The 22,091-nt window shown below is 43.9% G+C and carries 19 protein-coding genes and 1 pseudogene; 1 reads left to right on the forward strand and 19 read right to left on the reverse strand.

Annotated elements, in window-relative coordinates:
* The first annotated feature begins 178 nt into the window (after positions 1-178).
* Positions 179-2,320 (forward strand): ArnT family glycosyltransferase, encoded by a 2,142-nt coding sequence (locus M1D59_RS21335; protein WP_458118063.1) that lies wholly within the window; start codon positions 179-181, stop codon positions 2,318-2,320.
* 43 nt (positions 2,321-2,363) lie between these two features.
* Here the strand turns inward: M1D59_RS21335 and M1D59_RS21340 are convergent, their stop codons facing one another.
* The 19 genes and pseudogenes from M1D59_RS21340 to M1D59_RS21430 form a co-directional block, all read right to left on the reverse strand.
* On the reverse strand, positions 2,364-2,831 hold the full coding sequence (locus M1D59_RS21340) for a DUF2716 domain-containing protein (RefSeq protein WP_145654619.1): 468 nt from the start codon (positions 2,829-2,831) through the stop codon (positions 2,364-2,366).
* An 82-nt stretch (positions 2,832-2,913) separates the two neighbouring features.
* Complete coding sequence (locus tag M1D59_RS21345; protein WP_245117641.1) at positions 2,914-3,651, reverse strand: DUF2750 domain-containing protein; 738 nt, start codon at positions 3,649-3,651, stop codon at positions 2,914-2,916.
* Between the two features lie 25 nt (positions 3,652-3,676).
* Entirely contained in the window at positions 3,677-4,030 is a 354-nt protein-coding gene (locus tag M1D59_RS21350; RefSeq protein ID WP_026580354.1) for a YxiJ family protein, read from the reverse strand.
* A gap of 190 nt (positions 4,031-4,220) precedes the next feature.
* Positions 4,221-4,694: a hypothetical protein gene (locus tag M1D59_RS21355; protein WP_458117684.1), complete on the reverse strand. Its 474-nt coding sequence runs from the start codon at positions 4,692-4,694 to the stop codon at positions 4,221-4,223.
* A gap of 14 nt (positions 4,695-4,708) precedes the next feature.
* A complete protein-coding gene (locus M1D59_RS21360) occupies positions 4,709-5,467 on the reverse strand; it encodes a hypothetical protein (protein ID WP_458117685.1) in 759 nt (252 codons plus the stop codon).
* A complete protein-coding gene (locus M1D59_RS21365; protein ID WP_306453686.1) occupies positions 5,443-5,829 on the reverse strand; it encodes a hypothetical protein in 387 nt (128 codons plus the stop codon). The genes M1D59_RS21360 and M1D59_RS21365 overlap by 25 nt, the downstream gene beginning before the upstream one ends.
* A pseudogene (locus M1D59_RS21370) lies at positions 5,792-6,466 on the reverse strand (DUF7003 family protein). The gene M1D59_RS21365 and the pseudogene M1D59_RS21370 overlap by 38 nt, the downstream one beginning before the upstream one ends.
* Before the next feature lie 23 nt (positions 6,467-6,489).
* Positions 6,490-7,182: a DUF7003 family protein gene (locus tag M1D59_RS21375; RefSeq protein WP_458117686.1), complete on the reverse strand. Its 693-nt coding sequence runs from the start codon at positions 7,180-7,182 to the stop codon at positions 6,490-6,492.
* A gap of 181 nt (positions 7,183-7,363) precedes the next feature.
* Positions 7,364-8,125: a hypothetical protein gene (locus M1D59_RS21380; protein ID WP_026580359.1), complete on the reverse strand. Its 762-nt coding sequence runs from the start codon at positions 8,123-8,125 to the stop codon at positions 7,364-7,366.
* A gap of 438 nt (positions 8,126-8,563) precedes the next feature.
* Entirely contained in the window at positions 8,564-10,504 is a 1,941-nt protein-coding gene (locus M1D59_RS21385) for an ABC transporter permease (protein ID WP_096748408.1), read from the reverse strand.
* Positions 10,494-11,255 carry an ABC transporter ATP-binding protein gene (locus M1D59_RS21390; protein ID WP_020453508.1) on the reverse strand — a complete coding sequence of 254 codons (762 nt, stop codon included), beginning with the start codon at positions 11,253-11,255 and terminating at the stop codon, positions 10,494-10,496. The genes M1D59_RS21385 and M1D59_RS21390 overlap by 11 nt, the downstream gene beginning before the upstream one ends.
* Positions 11,256-11,356: 101 nt before the next feature.
* Positions 11,357-12,361 carry a sensor histidine kinase gene (locus tag M1D59_RS21395; protein ID WP_144499084.1) on the reverse strand — a complete coding sequence of 335 codons (1,005 nt, stop codon included), beginning with the start codon at positions 12,359-12,361 and terminating at the stop codon, positions 11,357-11,359.
* Positions 12,362-12,366: 5 nt separating this feature from the next.
* Complete coding sequence (locus M1D59_RS21400) at positions 12,367-13,053, reverse strand: response regulator transcription factor (RefSeq protein WP_020453510.1); 687 nt, start codon at positions 13,051-13,053, stop codon at positions 12,367-12,369.
* 107 nt (positions 13,054-13,160) lie between these two features.
* Entirely contained in the window at positions 13,161-14,570 is a 1,410-nt protein-coding gene (locus M1D59_RS21405; RefSeq protein ID WP_458110614.1) for a glycoside hydrolase family 1 protein, read from the reverse strand.
* A gap of 40 nt (positions 14,571-14,610) precedes the next feature.
* Positions 14,611-16,461 (reverse strand): beta-glucoside-specific PTS transporter subunit IIABC, encoded by a 1,851-nt coding sequence (locus M1D59_RS21410; RefSeq protein WP_458110613.1) that lies wholly within the window; start codon positions 16,459-16,461, stop codon positions 14,611-14,613.
* Positions 16,462-16,790: 329 nt separating this feature from the next.
* Positions 16,791-17,270 (reverse strand): hypothetical protein, encoded by a 480-nt coding sequence (locus tag M1D59_RS21415; protein ID WP_231005418.1) that lies wholly within the window; start codon positions 17,268-17,270, stop codon positions 16,791-16,793.
* Positions 17,271-17,351: 81 nt separating this feature from the next.
* Entirely contained in the window at positions 17,352-18,341 is a 990-nt protein-coding gene (locus M1D59_RS21420) for a choloylglycine hydrolase family protein (RefSeq protein WP_458110611.1), read from the reverse strand.
* Positions 18,342-18,474: 133 nt separating this feature from the next.
* On the reverse strand, positions 18,475-19,884 hold the full coding sequence (locus tag M1D59_RS21425; RefSeq protein WP_458118064.1) for a glycoside hydrolase family 43 protein: 1,410 nt from the start codon (positions 19,882-19,884) through the stop codon (positions 18,475-18,477).
* Between the two features lie 110 nt (positions 19,885-19,994).
* Positions 19,995-21,440 (reverse strand): DEAD/DEAH box helicase, encoded by a 1,446-nt coding sequence (locus M1D59_RS21430; RefSeq protein ID WP_458117687.1) that lies wholly within the window; start codon positions 21,438-21,440, stop codon positions 19,995-19,997.
* Between the last annotated feature and the right edge of the window lie 651 nt (positions 21,441-22,091).

Consider the following 22,091-nt stretch of genomic DNA (forward strand, 5'->3'; position numbering starts at 1 on the left):
TTTTAATTTCTGTTGTAGTACAGTATACAGCGCAAAAAGAAAAAAGTACACACCTTTTTCCAAAAAATATTTATTTTTTTCCATTCAAACAAAAATAGATTGTTCTCTTTTTATTCATAACTTGTTCATATTTTTCTTCTAGAATAGGGAACATAAAGAGGTGAAAGTGATGATGAAAATAAAAAACAAACAACTTGATGTCATTCTGATTCTTATTTTGTTGGCAGCTCTTATTCTGAATACATATAACATTTGGCAGGACAATGCCGCCAACCAGTATTACTTGGCGGCGGTCAAAAGCATGACGCAAAGCTTCCACAATTTCTTCTTTGCGTCATTCGACTCTTCCGGATTCGTGTCAGTAGATAAGCCGCCCCTCGTTTTATGGATTCAGACCATATTTGCGAAAATCTTCGGCGTGCATACGTGGAGTGTGATTTTGCCGCAGGCGCTTGCAGGTGCGGGTTCCGTCTATCTGCTATACGCACTGATTAAACCGAAATTCGGAAAAGGAGCCGCCCGCATTTCAGCGCTGGTGATGGCGCTGACGCCGATCGCGGTTGCCGTAAGCCGGACGAATAATATCGACAGCATGCTCGTCTTCACGCTCCTTCTTGGTACATGGTGCCTGATGAAGGCGGTCAAACAAGGCAGGCTGATCTGGCTGCTCGCTGCATTTGGCCTCATCGGCCTCGGGTTCAATATGAAGATGCTTCAGGCATTCATGGTGCTTCCCGCGTTCTTGCTGTTTTATCTCATCGCGGCCCATGCGAATTGGAAGAAAAAAATTGTGTCCGCTGTTTTATCGCTTATTGTTCTCACCGGCGTTTCGCTTTCTTGGGCGCTTGCTGTCGACTATACATCGGCCGACAGTCGCCCGTATGTCGGAAGCAGTCAAACCAACTCCGTGCTTGAACTGGCTTTCGGCTACAACGGCACAGAGCGGCTGCTCGGCCAGACGACGGGCAACGCCCGCGGCGATATGAACGGTTTTAGAGGAGACATGCAGCAGCCGAACGGCAATGCACACACTCAGAACGGGAACAATGCAGCCGACAGCTCCAATGGACAAAATGGCGCGATGCAGCCGCCGGGTGCAAGCAGCGCGACCAACGGCAATGCGCAAACTCAAGACGGAAGCCGTTCATCCGACGGCTCCGATGGACAAAACGGTGCAATGCAGCCGCCGGCTGCGGGCAACGCGACCGATGACGGTTCTCAAGGAGCAAACGGCGGCAGTCAGCCGCCAACCGGAGGCGGACCGGGTGCAGGTCAAGGCAGCGGACAAAGCATGAACATGTTCGGCACCGGTGACGCAGGACCCCTGCGGCTCTTCCAATCTGCTTTATCGGGCCAAATTAGCTGGATGCTTCCATTCGCATTATTCGGACTGCTCGGCATGATCATCAGCTGGCTCCGCAGCCGCCGTGAAAATGCAGGCGAAATGAAAGAAACAATCTTTTGGGCTGCTTGGCTCGTTCCTGTTGCCGGGTTCTTCAGCATCGCCGGATTCTTTCACCACTATTACTTGATTATGCTGGCACCGCCGATCGCCGCACTGTCAGGAATTGGATGGTACGCGATGTACGCCCTTTACAAAAATCACAAAGACTGGGCAAGCTATCTGCTGCCGGCTGCCGTTCTGACAACGGCAGCATTCCAAGTGTATATTTTAAACGCATATACAAGCCAAATCGGCAGCGCCTGGATGTATGTCATGGGCCTCTTGGGGCTGGGTGTCAGCATCGCCTTACTGACGCTGAAGCGAAGTCATCCATTCGGAAGGCAGCTCACCATCATCAGCTTGTGCGTGCTTCTTTTGACACCGGTCTATTGGTCGGCAACACCGATCCTTTACGGAGGAAACAGCGTTCTTCCTGAATCAGGGCCTCAGCTGCAAAGCTCCAACGGAGGCGGAATGTTCAGCTCGGATGTGGACACAGGATTGCTCACATACCTCCGGAAAAATAATACCGGCGAAGAGTACCTGTTCGCGACATTGACAACGGTAACCGCAGCCCCGTATATCATCAATGCCGACGAAAATGTCATGGCGCTCGGAGGCTTCAACGGCACAGACCCGATCTTGTCGATCAGTGAGCTGAAAAACCTCGTCAAAGAAGGAAAAATAAAATACTTTCTGATCAGTGACAACTCAGGCAACAGTGAGCTCGTCTCCTGGATTAAAGAAAACGGAACCGAAATTTCGTCTGATGAATACAACAGTACCACGAACAATACAGACCGCTCCGCACAACAGGGCGCAAGGGGCGGCCTGGGCGGCGGACAGCAGCAAACACTCTACAAGGTTGAGCTGTAGGAAATATGAGGAAGCCCATCGGACTCATCCGATGGGCTTTTGATTATGCTTTTCTAAAAATAACCGGCGGATGATGTTCAATATGGTCAAGAAGTTTTTCTCCATATAGGGTCATCGTTTGCCGCCAAGGGTCGCCAAGCACGCCCCATTCAAAATCCCGCTGGAAAAAGAAATAGTAATCCCCATTTGGAAAGATCGGAACCGGCCAATCCCCATATTCATCTTTAGGAAGCTGTCCGTGCGGACGAAACATATATCCTTCATGCCGCCAATCGAGCGCGTACATCGTCTCCAGCGGATCTGTACACGCTTTGAAGACGCCGATCATCTTCTCCTCCAAATCGGCAAGGAACCGGCCGTCTTCTTTAAACCCAGCGGACACATCATAGACAATATACGGCGTCGGCGGCTTCATCCTTGAACATTGAAGGCCGGGTTTCCATTTGACGACCCGATTCACCTTTGTCCACACTTTATCATTTTCCCGGCTGCTTAAAACGGTCCAGCTCATTTGATATCGTTCTCCTTTACCCATTCAACCGTATAGGTTGGCTTCTGATAGCGCGCTTTCTGCTGGTGTTGATGTTTAACCCTTAATAATTCTCCAATTCCGCCAAAATGTCTTCCAAAAGAATATCGACCGGCAATGTAATCGCGTCTTTTGAATTGAAAAAGATGGACGGCTGAATCCCGTCTTCTTTCATGCCCGGCAGCCACTCATTCACGAATTCTTCGAGATCGATCGGCCTGGCTGTGCATTCCCTCCATTCCTGTTCTGCGCACAATTCGGCGTAGTCCTTTGCCGGCCAGAACGGAATCAATTTGCCGCCTTGATCATCCTCCGTCATCACCCATCCGTCGCCATATAATGACCAGACCTCTTCAAAGTCGGCGATTCTTTTAATAAAATACTCGTACCGCTTCTCTTTCGAAGCCTTTAATAAAGCCTCGACTTCTTTTTTGTTCAGCCTTGGCACGATTCGTTCAATGCGTGAAACATCATATGTATGGCAATAAAATTGGAATGTCCCGTCTTCATAATCTTCAACAACATAATTGATATTCTCCCAGCCGGCGTTTAATTGATCGATTTTGAAACCGCCATGCCGGCTTTCAAAATCGGTTAACCGAACAGAAGAAACCTCCTTAAATGTCAAATCAATATGATAGCTGTCATTCTCATCTTCATAGAGAACCGTCATGTCGATCGAGCTGATGTCTTTTCCTTCATGAAATTCTTTGTAGTATTGAAACCGGATAATTTCTTTAATATGAACCGGTGAAAACTCGGGTATTTCTAGATTAAGCTTTTCGTGTTTAGACAACTCCACTATAGTCACCTCTGTATGGTTATGGTCAAGTCTTCCTGCGGTTTACAATCGAACACAACAATCTCCTGACATTTTCATGCATGGCAACCACATGAAAAGTCTCAGGGTAATTTTCGATTTTGTTCTTTGGATAAACTTCAAAAAACGTTTTTTCTAGTGATTGGCGTTGCACCTTAGGCATTTTTTTATCCGCCAAAACGTAACCTAAACTGCCGGCGACGAGCGCAAAATACTCGTAAAAATCCCCTGACAAGCCGTGCCCGTCTTGTTCAAACGCATCCAAATCTGCCGGAAGCGGTCCTGACAAGCGCTTGTCCATATCCTTCAGTTGATTTACAGTATCAGCATCAAGCCGATAATATCTGTATCTTTTCTTCATTGTCCTTCACCCGCAGATCGTAAAAATTCTGTTTTATCAAAAGAAAAGTGGATCTCAATTATTGCCTACATATTGCTCATCACCTTTTACAATCACATTTATATACCTTTAGCTTCGACTTAGAATACGACATTCCGGAAGAGAGCAAAAAATATGTTTCGCCGAAGAAAAACGCCCCTTTGATGATGCATTATTCCACGACATAGACATCAGTCGCATCAAATTCAAACCAGATGACCTTCTCCTTTGATTCAATATGTACATCAACCTTTTGAGTCACGCTATTAAAATATTTTTTATTGTTAACCGGGGCTGCTACTAAAACAACAAAATCATTGATTGAAGCAAGAAAAGAGAGGTATTCTGTCAGCTTGTGTCTTTCTAGCAGTTCTTCTTTAGTCAACATGCACTCAACGTGGATGAGCCTTTTCGATAGGGCATTTACAGCAAATTGTTTATCTTCAATGAATGGGTTCATTTCATCTATGAAATCGGGCGTTCCCATAATTTCGATAAGAATCTGGTTAAAATCGAGATGTTCAAAAAATGTAATGAGGTCATTGTTTGACAGAAGATCGGATGAGTACAGTGAATGGTAATGCAGAAGGTTGATCACATCCAGATTTCCTATACTCGTCAAAGACTCGGTATTTAATTTACACACGGACCGCACTCCTTCTAGTTAATCCAGGTCAGATATGATAGCTTTTGTCTGCTTTCCTTCATAAAGTCACTATTTGCAGCATTCCGTTCTAACTCAAACAATTCTTGAATGGATATATCCGGAAAGGTTTCGTCTAATAAACGGTTTCTTCGATTTGTATACAATACACGAGCGAGCGGCTCATGATTTGAGCTGATAACCTTAAAGGTATAATCGATAATATAGCTTTCTTGTAAACACATTGCCGCGAAGACATGTTCTTTTAATAAGTCTTTCCCTATTTCTGCTGAAGCCGCCTCGTCCATTCCCTTGTAAACCTTATTGAACAGAATGCAGACCGCACTACCTTCATATTCATCTATCATCTGCATGATATGAAAGTAAGTGTTATGGCTGTCAGGCACAATGATTTTATCCCCAATTTTATAATTTTGTCCTTTAGGAATCTTATAGTTCGCAATCTCTTCTTTAAAACTGTCGCGCAGTTCTTGAGAAACCATAAAGGAGGGATTATGCAGTTCATTTATAACCGCGGCCACTTCAAACACTTTTTGGCCATCCCGATAGGAAACTGAGGTTCCATCGGCTTCTGAATCAAAAGCTACCCTCCCGAGTCCTCTTTGTTTTAATTCTTTTCTAATGAGAGAGACAGCCCGCTCTGTCGTTTCTTGATTCAATAATGCCGCCACATCTGCATAAAACCAATATTTTTTGATGACAGAGTCGGGAAAGTAGATATCTATTTTTCCTAATCGAAACGTTCGTTGCTGCACTTTCTCACCTCATCAATGGGGCCGTTCCAGTATTCTTCTATCCAATCCTTTAGTTCCTCTTTATCATGCAAATATGTTTCAGGTGAATCCTTTAAATCGAATCCGCTTAGTAAAATCAACAAATTCCATACCCTCTCATCTTCTACTTCCGGATCGTCAGCGTATACATAACCCCCTGCCCAATCCGAAAGTTCCTCTCTCGCCAAATCTCCTTTTAACACCTGTTTCATTTTGCAGATACAGTCCGATAATTCAGGTTTTTCCACATCTAACACCTCTTTTGTTATCGAATGTGATTCTCCCCATAGGCTTTCTAAACATGCCTTAGTCGATATCGTAATCTTCCCACTGTTTCCAATCATTATTTGGGACCCCTGCACAAACCGGACCTTGTCCAGTTTCAAGATATTCTGCAAATGATTGAAATGAAACTAATTCACTTGGGCTAGTTAAATAATCGGGATACTCCCAATTCTCTGTTTCATACACTTCTTCATAATCGCATTGTAGTCCTAATTCATTCAGAAGATTTTCGGGTTTTATCCAAAGAGCCTCTCTGAAAGAAGGATCTTCAAACAAGTTTCTAAATTATGTTTTCCACGCTCCTTCTTTTGTCTGTTTTTGGTATCTGTTTCTCTGGTTAGCTTTTATACAGTAAAGAGTCTCCACAATTTCAATTTTGGCTACTTCGCTTAATTGATCCAGATTACTTTCATGATATGTTACCAGCTCACCTGCTTTGGTCGTTAAAGAGAAGTCGTCCATAATGATTAAGCTGTAGTTGTCTGAAAAACTGTTGCTGTATGCATGAATAGACAGAAAAGGCCCTTTATCATCTATTTGAAAGCACTGTATTGAAAGTAACCAATCATCTTTATTTAATCGCATTAACGTACATTTACTGCCGATATAGTTACATTCGCGCCATTCAAAAATCGGTCTGTTTAATTCACTAAATTCACCGTCTAATAAACTAAGAATTTCTCTGCTTTTAATCAATGGATTTCTCCCTTAAATACTTTTTAAAAATAATCGACAGAATCTGTGGATGCCCACATTGGCCACTCTGTATTTCCATTGGCATAGTCTGATAGATATGTTGCTTTTTTGCGGCATATTGCTTCGGCAATTGATTGAAAGAAAGGAGAAAGACTTGGCAAATCCTTTTCTGTTTCTGGATGTATCCACGTTTCTGTTGAATACAATTGGTCATACATTAACGGGAGATCAGCAGTTTGGAGTTGTTCATGTTTTGTCAGCCAGAGAGTGTCGAGAAATAAACGGTTTTTACTCATCTGCCTCAAACAGGTAATCCATTCATTCTCCGCATTAATATTTGCTTGCACTTTTTGCTCAATGAAAAAATGAAATACTTTCTCTCTAAGGACAACGCTAAACGGATTTTTTGTGAAGCCGGTTTCCACATCCTCCAACTCTAATTTGTTTCCTTTTTCGTCCAAAAACGCAAACGGCTCATCAACTAAAAAGCTTACTTCATGATTGGTTACTTGATTGCCCATCGCATGAAAATCAATAGCCGGTCCCAATTTTGACAATCCGAACAACTGAAACGTCAAGAGCCAGTTATCCCCTTCAACAAATACCGAAAGTTTGCCTTTTACGAAATCGAAATTTCCGTTATCAAGCAACGGAAACTCTCCCTTTTTGAATGAATCATCAAGCAATGCAAGAATCGCTTCTTTATTTTTGAGCACGATCATCACCCCCGTTTTGCCTTTTGCTAACACTTTTTGGTTTTTTGTGTAATTAAATTGCTATTCGTCTAAAACGCCTTACCACTAATCCAATTCCGAAAGCTCATGGTGTTTTATGATCGTTTAACAGCTACCATGGCTACTCCTAGTTAATATATCAGGCCACACACTGGATATTTATTTATGTTTCATACTTAATGATATCTTCCATTGAAATGCCGTTAGAATACTTCATTAGAATCGTCTCTATACATAAATGGCCGAATATTCCTATGGGGTTATAAATGGCCTTACCTGTTTTCTGATCTACTTCTGTTAATACATCATCTCCACCTAAAGAGCCTTCTTTTCCTTCACTAATAAAATATTTTCCTTCCTCATAAGTAATAAATCTTAATTTGGATTCATCATATTGTTTCAACAAATCTTGAGTTGCTTTAGAAACAACCTTCCAATCATCCTGCAAAAAACCAGTGTAACTTGTATTTGCTACAAATAGCTTATTTTCTTCTTTTAGTAAATCACGTATCATAGCTTTACTCAGCTTTTGATCTACAAAAATGTCATAATACTGAATTAGCACATCATCATCTTTACGTTTTGCCAAGTTTCCTTCCAAAACCCATGCATAGCTGTATTTATTTATCTCCTCTAAGGGAATCTCAATAATAGCGCCGGGCACAATTTTTGACAGGGACTTAGCTTTTTTTGTTGAAGCTTTTATATCTGTAATTTGTCTTTCGTTTAGCTCCGGAAAAAATGAATCTCCATTTGTGTTCAATACATGAAGCAATGTTACGAAAAATTCGTCTAAAGCCGGTTCCCTATCCAAATGCTCCTTGGACATTTTATAGAATTTCTCTACCGCATCGTGAAGGATATCCAATCCGTCATCACCGATCATAATGTTCTTGTTTTTATGTTCTTCTTCCCAAATGCCCAATAGAAAGCTCCTTTCAACTCTTTCTTCTCTATTGCAACTGACAGCAAGTATTCATAGCGTTTCTTCCGTATGTATACAGCCGCCTGTCCAGTACTATTTTAAATGTTTCTGTACCTGGACAACCGCAAGCTGTGGAATTAACCAAGGTATCGTCAAACAATCGCTCTTTTGTATCAAAATGGTTGAATCACAAACTCATAATCAACGGTATCTCTTTTTCAGCATAGATCACTTTTTCCATCGTTTAGCTTCATTATTATCTATATTTTAACCGATGCATAGAACTGTTACAATATTCCTAAAATATTTAAGGGATTAAAACCCAATAAAAATTACATTTTTTTATATTCATTGAGCGAAGCAAAAAAGGCTGCCCCCCCTCGGGAACAGCCCTTTCATTCGTCTCTGATGCTGCGGCCGAGATTCCACACGGCTCAGCTACAGCGCCGACTTGATCACTTTCTTACCGTAAAGAACGGACAGCAAACCGAAAATAGAATACAGAACGGTGTACAGCACCATCACGATGATCATCGGCGTCCGCACCTCTGCTCCGAATAAGAACCAGCCGGATTGGACAGCAAAGTAACTGTGAGACAGGCCGATAACCAATGGAATTCCGAAATTATACATTTGCTTGATTCGTATCCCCTTCAGAAGATCCCCGCGCGTGAAACCAAGTTTTCTCAAGATCGTGTAATTCGGTTTCTCATCTTCGCTTTCGTCCATTTGTTTAAAGTAAAGGATGCATCCTGATGTGATCAGAAACGTAAGTCCTAGAAATCCTACGATAAACATGGCAAGTCCGAAAAGCGATTTTTGAGCTGTGCTTGCATCGAGGAGCGATAAATGCTGATCGTTTTGATTCACTGTTGCAAACAATTCATTTGCCTGCTGAATCTGATCTTCATCTTTTAAATTGATCCCGTAAAAAAGACTCGACTTCTGCTGTAATTTTGGATCTTTGTCTTGGCTCAGACGTTTAAACAGCGCATCATCCACAACGGCTACAGGCAATCCGCCGCTGGTAAAGTTGAAGGATAAGAGGGACTCTTTTCTCAGCCCTAAATAGTTTAATGGAATCGTCTCATGCTCGCTCTTTACCTTAATGGCCCCCGTCTCTTTTAAAGCCATAAGTTTCTGGAGAAGGTCGTTATATCCTGAGAAAATGACGTCTCCTTTGTGCACGTCAATCCCGTCAATCTCTGCATCGCTGACTACGGCGAGGGGTAATTTCCCCGGGTCACCAGCCATATTTTCAGGATCCCCTTCGACAACTTGTTCCAGATTGAAAGTCGCCTGAATGACATGAATTTCTTTTTTGCTGTATGAAATGTTGTTTTCATCCAATAGTTGTTCGAACCGTTTTGCATCCTTTTGATTTGTCATAGCGAAATCAGCCGCCACATTTTGTTCGGCGGCTTTCTCTGCAGAGTAGTACGAAATATAGCACAAGGATAACAAACCGATCGCCAGTGCCGTAACAGTGGTGATGATCGTTAATAATAGAGCGTTTGATTTCAGCCGGAACATGATCGATGAAAGGGACAGCACTTCATAAATATTTAAGTAGCCTCCTTTGCTTTTGCGGATGATGTTGGAGACAAAGCTGACCGATCCTTTATAAAAGAGGTACGTTCCGATGATAACGGTACCGAGAATAAAGCTCATCGCATAAAACAGCTCATCTATGGTCTTGAATTTTCCGCTGAACAACTCAGTGGAAATGTAATATCCCGACAAAATAAACAAGATGCCCAATAAACCAATGATCATTTGAAAAACGGATATTCTCTTTACCTTATCTTCCGTAGCTGATGTCGCTTTAAATAATGATAAAATGCTTTGCTTTTTGATAAACGTATAATTCATCACCATCACCAGCAGGTAGATTCCGCAGAATACAATGACAGTTTGCACAAGCGCTTCTCCGGAAAAATTCAATTCGGTTTCAGCTTGAACATCTACTATTTTAAATAAAGTCATAAGCACGAGCTTTGAGATCGAAAACCCGGCAAACACCCCTATGACCAAAGAGCCGAAATACAGCATGACATTTTCCAAACTTAAAATGCGGAAGATTTTTTGCTTCCTCATGCCGATTAGCTGGAATAAACCGATTTCTTTGCTGCGCCGCTTAATAAAAATCGTATTGGCATACAAAATAAAAACTGCTACTACTGCCACTAGAAGAATGGAAGCTGCTTTCAAAGCCGCTGCGCCTTTTATCGATGCCTTCACTTCATCGATCGCCGGATCATATTGCAGCGTAACAAACGCAAAATAAAGCGCCACGCTGAAGATTAACGCAAACACATAAAGGTAATAGTTCCGTATATTCTTTTTCAGGTTGCGGAAGATCAGCTGATTAATACTCATGCTGAACCCCGCCTAACACGCCTTGCGTTTTCATGATGTCCTGAAAGAACATCTGCCTGTCTTGTCCGCCTTTATTCAGCTGCGTATAAATTTGTCCGTCTTTAATGAAAACCACTCTGCTGCAGAAGCTCGCGGCGACGGGATCATGGGTGACCATAATGATTGTGGCCCGGCGCTTTTGATTTAACTGGCTCAGCTTGTTTAACAAGTCTGATGCGGATTTCGAATCAAGCGCACCGGTCGGTTCGTCAGCGAAAATAATGCTCGGTTCATGAATAAACGCCCTGGCTGCTGATGTGCGCTGTTTTTGCCCGCCGGAAATTTCATTCGGATACTTATTCTTCAGCTCAAAGATGCCTAATTCTTTCGCGACTTCCTCAAATTTTTGACCGGCTTCTTTTTTTGATATTTTCGTAATCGACAGCGGCAGAAGGATATTTTCTTTCACTGTCAGCGTATCGAGCAAATTGTATTCTTGAAAGATAAATCCTAAATGCTGCTTCCTGAATTCAGCAAGCTGTTTTTCCTTCAGATTCGTCATCTCAGCTTGGTTGATGTTAATCGTTCCGCCGCTCACCTGGTCAATAGAGGACAGAACATTGAGCAATGTTGTTTTGCCTGAACCTGACGGGCCCATAATACTGACAAATTCACCCTTTTGGATCTGAATGTCAATTCCCTTTAACACTTCGTGTTTATTGTGCTTATTTCCATAGCTTTTTCGTATTTTTTTCGCTTCTAAAATCATCATTTTTAAAATCTCCTTTTGACTGGATATTTTTATTATAGAAAGGAGGACAGCCGTTTTCCTTCGATTCAGCGAACAAAAAAGAAAAGCGTGTGACACTTTTGTCACACGCCAAGCACACGGGAAAATTCGTTCCGCTTCGGAAAAATCAGCGTAAAGGTTGTCCCCGCTCCCGGTTTAGAATCAACCTCGATATGAATCAGGAGCGGCTTTGCCGCTTTTTTCGCCAAGTACAGCCCCATTCCCGTGGCGGCCTGATCATGATGCTCCGTTGTTGATGTGAAACCTTTGTCAAACACACGCGGTATATCTTTTGGATCGATGCCCCGTCCAAAATCTTGAACTGCGAGATGCACCTGGCCATCTTGTTCATAGCTTTTAATCAAAATATCGGATGCTTCGCTGTATTTCACTGCGTTTGTCAGCAGCTGCCTCATGATAAAAGACAGCCATTTCGCATCGCTGAGCACTTCCCCGGCCTCAAGCTGTATATCAAACCCGATCCCTTTTGGAATGCACCATGATTGCAAATCTTTTAGTTCTTTAAAGATTAAAGGTTTGAGCTCTAGAGCTTCAAGAGACAAGTCATTTTCGATAAATGACATCCGCTTTTGATGAAGCTGGCGATCGAGCAGCAGGTGAACGCGCAGCCATTCATAGTCGAGTCTCGATTTTAATGATTGATCGTCAATCGTCTCCATGATCAAATGCATGGCGGTAAGCGGCGTTTTGACTTCATGTATCCAGGCCATGAGCTCATCTTTTTCATTCTCCAATGCCAGGCGATGCTGCGCCGCCTCTTGCTTTAACTGTTTCGTTTGTTCGGCTATGCTTTTTTCAATCATCGTTTCGAAAGGCGTTTCCGCCTCTCGAATGTTTGTCACATCGAGATTGTGATCCCATTCTTCCAGGCTTTTATAAAACTTCGTTTCCCTCCGAAAGCGGACAAGTACAAAAACGATAAAAATAAATGAAGACAAATAGGTCATATATAAAATCGATGCAAAAGGAATGGATGAATCGACATAAGCGATAAACAGAAAGACGATCTGCTGCAAGACAAATATGGCGATCCAGCTTCGCCTCTCGGTCAAAAACGCTTTCAGCATTCTCATCATCCTTCTTCTTTCGCCATATAGCCCTGGCCGACCTTTGTCTCAATATATTGCCCCAAGTTCAAGGTATCCAGTTTTTTTCTCAAACGGTTTACGTTGACCGTCAGCGTGTTATCGCTGACAAAACGCTCATCGTTCCATAAGCTTCTCATCAATTCTTCCCTGCTGACAATTTTGTTTTTTTGGTCGATCAATTGTTTTAAAATGAACATTTCATTCCTCGTCAACTCGATCGACCCCGCCTTATTGCTGACGCGGTTTTGCTCGGGATCAACGGTTGCACCGCACCACGCTTTCTTCAGAATCTCAGGCTCCGTATTATAGTCGTAAACACGGCGGAAAATCGCCTGGATTTTGGCAATCAGCACGTCAAAATGAAACGGTTTCTGAATATAATCATCTGCTCCAAACTGCATGGACATGACCATATCAGCAGGATGGTCGCGCGAAGATAAAAAGAGAATCGGAACGTTGGAACGGGAACGGATCTGCCGGCACCAATGAAACCCGTCATATTTCGGCAGCTGAATATCGATAATGACGCAATCGGGCTTAATCGCCGCAAACTCCTGCATCACTTCGCTGAAATCGTCGATGCCGTACACCTCGTATGACCACCCGGTTAACCGTTCTTTTATTTCCTGAAACAGCGATTCATCGTCTTCGATCAACAGCAGTTTAAACATTTGCCTCACCGCGCTTTTTGTCTTTTTTCTAAGACAAGTGTATAGCAAATCGTTTTCATGCGCTACAGAGAAAAAAGCTGTCCTGTAAAGGACAGCCATTTTAAATATCACAAACTCTCGCCATTCGTTTCGATCACTTTTTTATACCAGTAAAAGCTTTTCTTTCTCGTTCTTGCAAACGTGCCGTTTCCTTCATTGTCACGGTCGACATAAATATAGCCGTAGCGTTTTTTCATTTCAGCGGTGGACGCGCTGACCAAGTCGATCGGGCCCCATGATGTGTAGCCGATTAAGTCGACGCCGTCTGCGATCGCTTCTCTTACTTCTTTTAAGTGATCGCGCAAATAGTTGATTCTGTAGTCATCTTGTATCGAACCGTCTTCTTCGACGACATCGACGGCGCCGAGCCCGTTTTCAACAATGAAAAGCGGCTTTTGATAGCGGTCGTACAATGTATTCAGCGTAATGCGTATTCCTTTAGGGTCGATCTGCCAGCCCCATTCGGACGATTCAAGGTACGGGTTTTTAACCCCTCCGAGCAAGTTGCCTCCCGTTTTTGCCAAATCTTTCGGATTCGTGCTCGCAACCATTGACATGTAGTAGCTGAAACCGATATAGTCGACTGTGTTTTCCTTCAGAATGTCTTCATCACCTTCAGCCATCTCAATCGCAATTCCATTTTCCTTAAAGAAGCGCTTCATATAGCCCGGATAAGCTCCGCGTGCCTGTACGTCCGAGAAAAACAGCGTTTTTCTCTCATTTTCCATCGCGGCGAGCACGTCTTCCGGTTTTGGCGTCATCGGGTATGTCGTCGTTGCGGCAATCATACAGCCGATTTTAGCGTCCGGAATAATATCCTTGCCTGCTTTTACCGCAAGGGCGCTTGCGACAAATAGATGATGCGCCGCTTGGTACATCGCATTTAACTGGTTTTCGCCTTCTTCAAATACAAGGCCACCGCCTGTAAACGGCGCATGCAGAACCATGTTGATTTCGTTGAACGTCATCCAATATTTCACTTTGTCTTTATAGCGGGTGAAAACCGTTTTCGCATAATGTTCATAGCACTCGATCACTTTCCGGTTTTTCCAGCCTCCGTATTTTTTAATTAAACCGAGCGGCATTTCATAGTGGGATATCGTCACGACTGGCTCAATATTGTATTTTAATAGCTCATCAAAGAGGCGATCGTAAAATTCGAGTCCCTCTTCATTCGGTTCACTTTCATCACCGTTAGGAAAAATCCGCGTCCAGGCAATCGATGTCCGAAACGCTTTAAATCCCATTTCGGCGAAAAGAGCGATATCTTCTTTGTAGCGGTGGTAAAAATCGATGCCTTCGTGATACAGGTTCAATGACTTCATCGACTCATCGAATGGATACATGACCCCGTTCGGCGACACATCAGCTGTCGAGAGCCCCTTTCCGCCGACATTATAGGCGCCTTCTACTTGGTTTGCGGCAACCGCTCCGCCCCATAAAAAACCATCAGGGAATTTTTTCGTTTGTTCAGTCATATCATTTCACCTCATCCAAATTTGTCGAGCTTTCCTCTCTCTATGCCAGCGCGATCAGCGCTTCCTCAATGTCAACGCTTTCATCTGTTTTCAAAGGCTTGATCGACTGGTACCGGTCCGTATTTGTGATGATAACCGGCGTGATTAACTGATAGCCTGCATCCTTAATCGCATCCATATCAAATGAGACAAGCTGGTCTCCCGGCTTTACAGCGTCTCCTTTATTGACATGCACGGTAAAGTGCTCACCGTTCAATTTCACCGTATCGATTCCGATATGGATAATAATTTCTGCCCCATTGTCGCTAGTGATGCCGAGGGCGTGCTTCGTTTGAAAAACGGTCGTGATCGTGCCTGATACAGGCGACACCACTTTGCCTTCTTCTGGCTCAATGGCAACACCTTTTCCCATGACTTCTCCTGAAAATGTCGCATCATCCACTTCACTCAATGCTTTGACTTCGCCTTTCAGCGGGCTTTGAATAATTTCTTCGGCGGCCGCGTTGCCTTGAGGTTCGTCTTTAGCCTGAACTTCATCTTCCTGTGAAGGCACATCTTCAAACCCTAGCAGATAAGCGATAATCGTCGCTGCAAAAAACGCTATAACAAGGCCAATCATCGCCTGAACGAATGTAGGGCCGATAAATGTCGGAATGCCAGGCAATCCGGCGTTGCCTCCAACAATGTAGGATGCAACTCCTGTGACACCATAAAAAGCACCGCCGACGGCTGCACCGAGAAGCGCTGAGACAAACGGCTTTTTCAGCCTCATGTTGACACCGTACATCGCCGGCTCCGTGATTCCCATCAACGCCGTGATGCTTGTCGTCATCGACAACGATTTGAACGTCTTATTTCTTGAGCGTAAAAAGACTGCGAATGACGCGCCCGCCTGCCCCATATTGGCCAGAAACATGGCCGGCATCAAGTAGTCGTATCCGTTTTGAGTAATATTATTAAGCATAATTGGCACCAGCGCGTAGTGCATTCCCGTCATAATGATGAGAGAGAACGTTCCGGCCAACAGAACCATTGCAATGAGGCCAGCATGCTGGAATAAATAATTCACACCGACAGATAGATAGTTTCCGATAATCGCTCCGAGTGGACCGACCGTGATCAATGTAACGGGCACGACAATCAGCAGGGTGAAAGTCGGAACAAAGATGAGTTTCAAAGAAGTCGGGGTGATTCTATCAATCCATTTTTCTACATAAGATGAAATCCAGATGGCAAGCAAAATCGGAATCACCGTCGACGAATACGTGGCAGCGGTTACAGGCAATCCGATAAAGGAAATGCTTTCCCCTGAACCGAGGAGCGCTGTCAGATCGGGATGCAGAATCGCCGCTCCGATCGCCGCAGCAACATAAGGGTTGCTGCCGAATTTTTTCGCTGCACTGACCGCAAGCAATAAAGGCAGGAAGTAGAACGCACCGTCGCCGATAGCAGTCAGAATAGTGTGCGCCTGGCTATTCTCGCTCAGCCAGCCGAACGTCACGGCTAACGCTATAATCCCCTTGATCATACCCGCACCGGCGATCGCCGGCAGAATCGGTGTAAATACGCCGGAAATGACATCAAAGATGGCGCTCATCACATTTGTCTTTCCTTCTGCTTTCTGCATGCCAGCCTTTCCCTCGCTCAGTCCGCTGTTTTCGATAATCGCTTTGTAAACGTTAGGCACATCATTTCCAACGATAATCTGAAACTGGTCGCCGCTGATGTTGGTGCCCATTACAGCCGAAAGACTTTCCAGTTTCGCGCGGTCTGCCTTCGCATTGTCATAAAGGTTGAAACGCAGTCTTGTCATGCAGTGAATCACGCTAAGTACGTTCTCTTCACCGCCCACGAGTTGTAAAATGTCCTTCGATACTTTATTATAATCCATATGAGTACCTCCTCCTTTGGGGGAATCCGCCGGACTGAAGGTGGCCGCCTTCACCCGGCTTTTTTATTGGCTTGGAACCGCAATGAATCCTCGGAATCTCACATCACCTCCTCATTTTGGGTATAAAAAAAACCTAAATTACGCCGGCTTGAATGGGACGATGTCCCAGAAAGCTGTACGCAACTTAGGTTTTGCCTGCAAAAGCAGTAACAATCCTTAAGAAACTTGCTGATATTAGTTTGTAACTATACTGTAGCACCTGTTTTTGTTCATGTCAACGCTTTCATTACAATTGTCTCATAAAAAATAGAATACACGCAAACTAGAAACTAAGACTTTATACCTTTATTTCTATGTTTTCTAGCTTTCGCCGCCTTTTTCATAAGCAATGCAGGGTTTCGCCTTGCTTTCCTTCGTGCTGCCGGCTGTGCAACTGCGTCTTTCGGTTCCTGCTGCTTATGAAGAATGAATCCGGCGGCCATGAACGGAATCCCTGATAAGTTTGTGAAAATGTTTTTAATGCCCATCGCTAAAATAAAAGAGCCCCATGGAGAAAACGGATCTTTTTTGATTTTCACGTAAGCGGTGATTTCCAGGGCAATAAAAATGACCGACTGTACTAAAATTACAATCAACAAGCACAAAATGAACAAGAGAGCCAAATTAAACAACGTGCCTGAGTAGATCATCAACTTCAGCGCGGCCACGAAAGTCCCAGCCTCCATATATCCGTCCGTGACATTCGGATTCCAAACGGCATAAACGTCAAATTGATGTTTGAAATGAAAAAACAAAAATAATATAAACAACCAATATATGCTATGTAAGCTAATGCCTAATAAAATGAGTCTGTTTGCTGTTTTGTTTTGCAATATTGTTCCTTCTTTCGTTTATGATTGAAGAGAATGAAACGTCTCTTCCTGCTTTGGCGGAAACGCCTTTATTTCGTTGCTGTCCAGGTCTTCCTGTAATATGCAAACCTTTTGAATCTGCCTGTTTTGATAATGGTGAAAATAGTAGCTGCACGTCTCGCTGCACATCACCGCCGTATATTGGGTGTAATCGTCTTCGCCATTGTCAGTCATGACAATCCCTTTGGGAATATTCATATTGGAGAGAATATGAAACGCGGCAGAAACGCCTTCTGTTTCGTTGGACACGGGCTTCATGTGCTCTTTCAAAACTGCCGCCCTGACAAAACGGGATGGCGGTGTAAAATCTCCCGGCAATCCGGACAGCCCGGAACCTTGGCCAAAAGCCGACAGCGTCAGGTCTCCCATCTTTTTCGCGGCAAACTGTCCCGGCTGAAGACCGATATAATTGCGCAAATTGGTCAAATGCCAAGGAAAATCCGGACTGTTCGTCAGCACGCCGACCGGATTATCATGAATTTGAATGCCTCCGGCCGCCGGTTCAACAACGATGCTCGCACCGGAGCGGTCCGTTAATAGCCAATGAAGCGGCGTCACCGTACTGAGCAAGCTGACCTCTCTCTCAACAATGTTTACGGAAACAGCCGCTTTTTTCACTTCCTCCAAATCGCCGCATTCCGACAGCACCCATGTCACAAATTCGTGCGGCGCAAGATTGCGGCATTGCTCTTTCGTCTCGCTTTCATACACAGCATAATCCGGGAAATAAAGCGCCGCGCAAGACAATCCTTTTTCATTCACACCATCGGCAAACAGCGCATTATTGAGCCTTCTGCCCATCCCGATAAACGCATACCGGCCGGCATGCTCGCTGCCGTCTGCTTCACTTTTCCATTTGTAGCGACGCGGATGCAACAGCACTTCCCCGTTAAGCTCAAAATCAAAATCCATCGTCCTCGCCAATAAATGCTCCCGACCCGCAGTCGTCAACGTGATACTTGTACACATGGCGCTCCATCCTTTTTGTTTGATATTACACTTCGTGAACTATTTTTATGTTATCGAATTGGAAAAGATTCGTCAAAATGAAAGGGGTTATTTATAAAAATGACCTCCAGAACAGAGGGCATTTTTAATCACACTATTTACTCCCCCAAACAGCATCTCCCTCACGAGACAACGCACTAAACGTCATCACCTTCCGCTCAGAAGATGCATCCCACTGGCGCAAAAATACGCCGTCATATGTTTTTCCGTCGAGCTTGAGTTCGATTTTGTTGTCTCCCGTGTTCTTCCACGTCCCGGCCGCTGCGCCGGTTATTTTGCCGTTTTGATTTAAGCGGATTTCTTTCGATTCTTTAATATCTGCGGATATATCTTTACCATGACGCACCAATTCGTAGGCGCCAATCACATCTGACTTTTTCACCTTGTCGAGCTTCTCTCCGGCATAGCGGTGAGGGGCGGCAACCGGCCAGCCTTGTTTGTTCATCAACAGTTGGTGGACGCGGACTTCGTGCTCCTCGCCCCGTCCCGGGAAGCGGGTGTGGAAGATTAAATACGATTTGCCGTTTTTTTCATCGTAAAAGGCAGAGTTATGGCCCGGCGATACATAGCCGTTTTGATTGCTAAATGAGAAATTCCCCATCAGTTTGACACCGTACGGTTCGATTGAGCGATCGTCAAAAAACGTTCCTTCTTTGCCGCGGACGTCAATCATCGCATGGCCTTCTGCGTCATAATAAGGGCCGTCAGGGTTTTTTGAGCGGGCGACGCGAATGTTGTACCCGCCGTCAGCGGCAAGCCCTCCGAAGGACATGTACAGGTAGTAATACTGTGTTTCAGGATTGTAGAGAATGTATGCGCCTTCAATCCGACTGTGATTGCCGCCGATCAGCTTTTTGCCGTACCCCTGTCCCGGAAGCGGAAGTCCGGTTTTCTTATCCATTTCTAAAATAAAAATTCCCCCGGAATAGGAGCCGTACACCATCCACAGCTTTCCTTTTTGATCAAAGAATGTATGCGGATCGACGACATTTGGGTGCTTTGTCGCGTCATAAGGCGTGCCGTCATTGCTGATCCCGTCCATTCCCGACTTCAGGAAAATGCCTTTATTTTTGTATGGGCCTTCAATGTCGTCCGCGACAGCAAGTCCGAGCGCAGATCTCGGAGAATCCCCGCGGCAGGCGTTGTAATACATATAAAACTTGCCGTCCTCAAGCTGGGTGACATCAGGCGCCCACAACGTATCAGATTCAGCCCATTCAAAGGCCTCTTTTAATTCTTCATATACGTTCGGAATCAGAGGATTGCCGTCGTGGACACTCGAGGAAATTTGCGTCCATTTCATGAGGTCCGTCGATTTGGCCGAAGCTAAATGGGAGCCGAAGACATAGTACGTGCCATTCGCTTTAATAATGGATGGATCGTGAACCGCCACTTCTGAAAATACAGGTTTTTGAGTTTGTGCAGAAGCTTGGTTTGGCGCGAAACATGCAGCCATGATGAAAAGCAATGCAAGGACTTGGATGAAACACTTTCTCATATTCATTTGTTCTCCTTTCTTTTGAAGCGCTTTCATTTTTTGACAATTCATCATATGCTGCTTATCCAAGGTTTATTACGAACAAAAAAGCTCCCGACAAAGTCGGCAGCCTAAGTTTATTTCCTCGCTTTATGCACTTTCAGCAATTTCCCTTTCACGGTTGTGTTTTTCATCGCTTCTAAGACGAGCGGTCCTTTGCCGTTTAAAATTTCAACGAATGAACCTTGCTCTTGTATCGTGATAATCCCAATATCCTCAGCGGAGACGCCGTCAATTTTAGCAATCGTCCCAACGAAATCAACAGCTCTCAGCTTCTTCTTTTTTCCCCCGTTAAAGTAGAGCCTCATAATTTCTTTATTTAACGATTCGCTCTTGTCCTGTTTAAGCTCAGGCTTCCTATTGATTTTCTTTTGAAATGCCGCTTTTGCCCGTACAATTTCTTCTTTTGACGGCGCCTCAATAATAGGAATGGAAAAACCGATATAGTCTTCAATGTCAGCGATCATCCTTTTTTCACGCGGACTGGCAAGCGTAATCGCTTTTCCCCGGCTGCCGGCTCGGCCTGTTCTGCCGGTACGATGCACATAGCTTTCTTGATCTAATGGCAGCTCATAGTTGATAACATGTGTGATGTTCTCAATGTCGATGCCCCTTGCAGCTACATCTGTCGCGATTAAATAGCGAAACGCTCCCCGTCTAAAGCGGTTCATCACGGCAAAACGTTCCTCCTGAGGCATGCCGCCGTGAATTTTCGCGCACGGATAACCCAAACCGGCTAAGCGCCGCTGCAACTCATTCACTTGCTCCTGTGTGCGGCAAAAGACGATGCAGCTGTCCGGATTCTCAACAATGAACAGATCCACTAAAAGCGAAAATGGATCATTTTCATTTACAAAGATCAGTTGATGCTCGATATCTGCAGTTGTCGTACCGCCTTCTTGAATCTCGATTTTCAAAGGGTCTTTCATATATTGAAGGGATAGATGCTCTACATCCTCCGGAAAAGTTGCTGAAAACAGCATCGTCAGCCGTTCTTCAGGCAAATGGCGAATGATCGCTCCTACTTGATCGATAAATCCCATATTCAGCATTTCATCGGCCTCATCGATGACAAGGTATTTCAGTTTTTCTAATGGAAAGGTCCCTTTTTCAATGTGATCCAATACGCGTCCAGGTGTCCCGACAACGATATGGCATTTTTGCTTGAGCTCTGTTTTTTGCCGTTCAAAGGACGATTTCCCGTAAACAGCCGCTGCTTTTATTCTTTTATAGCGGCCGATGTTCGTCAAATCCTCCTTAACCTGAGCGGCAAGCTCGCGCGTCGGTGTCAAAACCAAAGCTTGTGGTTTGTTCTCTTCCCATTCTGTCAGCTCACAAAGCGGAATTCCGAACGCGGCCGTCTTCCCGCTCCCCGTTCGCGATTTCACCACAACATCCCGCTTTTTAAGCGCCGCGGGAATCACTTCGCTTTGCACCGCAGTCGGCTGCTTATACCCTAAATGATCGAGCGCTTTCGTAATATCACCGCTTAATGCATAGTCTTTAAAACTGGCTTTGTTCATGCATGAACTCCTTTTGGTCATATGATTTCCAGTGAATGATGGTGTTATGAATGTGATTATACGCGAATCATGACTGATTTCAAAAGGACATGAAAAAGAGGCTGTAATAATCGCAGCCCTAAGAAACACCCTAATTAACTTATAAAGCTGTTAACACAAAAGAATGATAAAAGAAACGACTGTTTTTTAAACATTCAATTTCCCTTTTAAAACATTGAAGAAATCAAAAATATATTTATGAGCAAAACAAATATAAAAATAATACCCATTAACCGTTGCAACAGAAATGGGAGCCGGTATAAAACAACTTGAACCTCATAGTTAACCGACCATGCGAAAAACAAAAAAAACCGAAGCAAATCGCTTATCCACCCATTCGGCACTTCATATATATTGTATTCATATATTTTTATTACCCATGAGGGAGCGATTAAAGAGTATATAGCCATTATTAAGTTGACAGTTAATGAAATATAAAGTAATGAACTTGGAAAAGGTACCATATCATTTAATGCATAACTAAAAAAGATACTTATGAAAAGAAATACTAAAATACCTTGTATAACATTTGACTTCTTAAGTATTCTTTTTCGTGGGCTGGTATATGTTTTTTTTGTTTTAGTACCGTATACCAAAGAAAGTAATATTAAG

It is taken from the genome of Bacillus sp. PK6-026 (assembly GCF_054161455.1).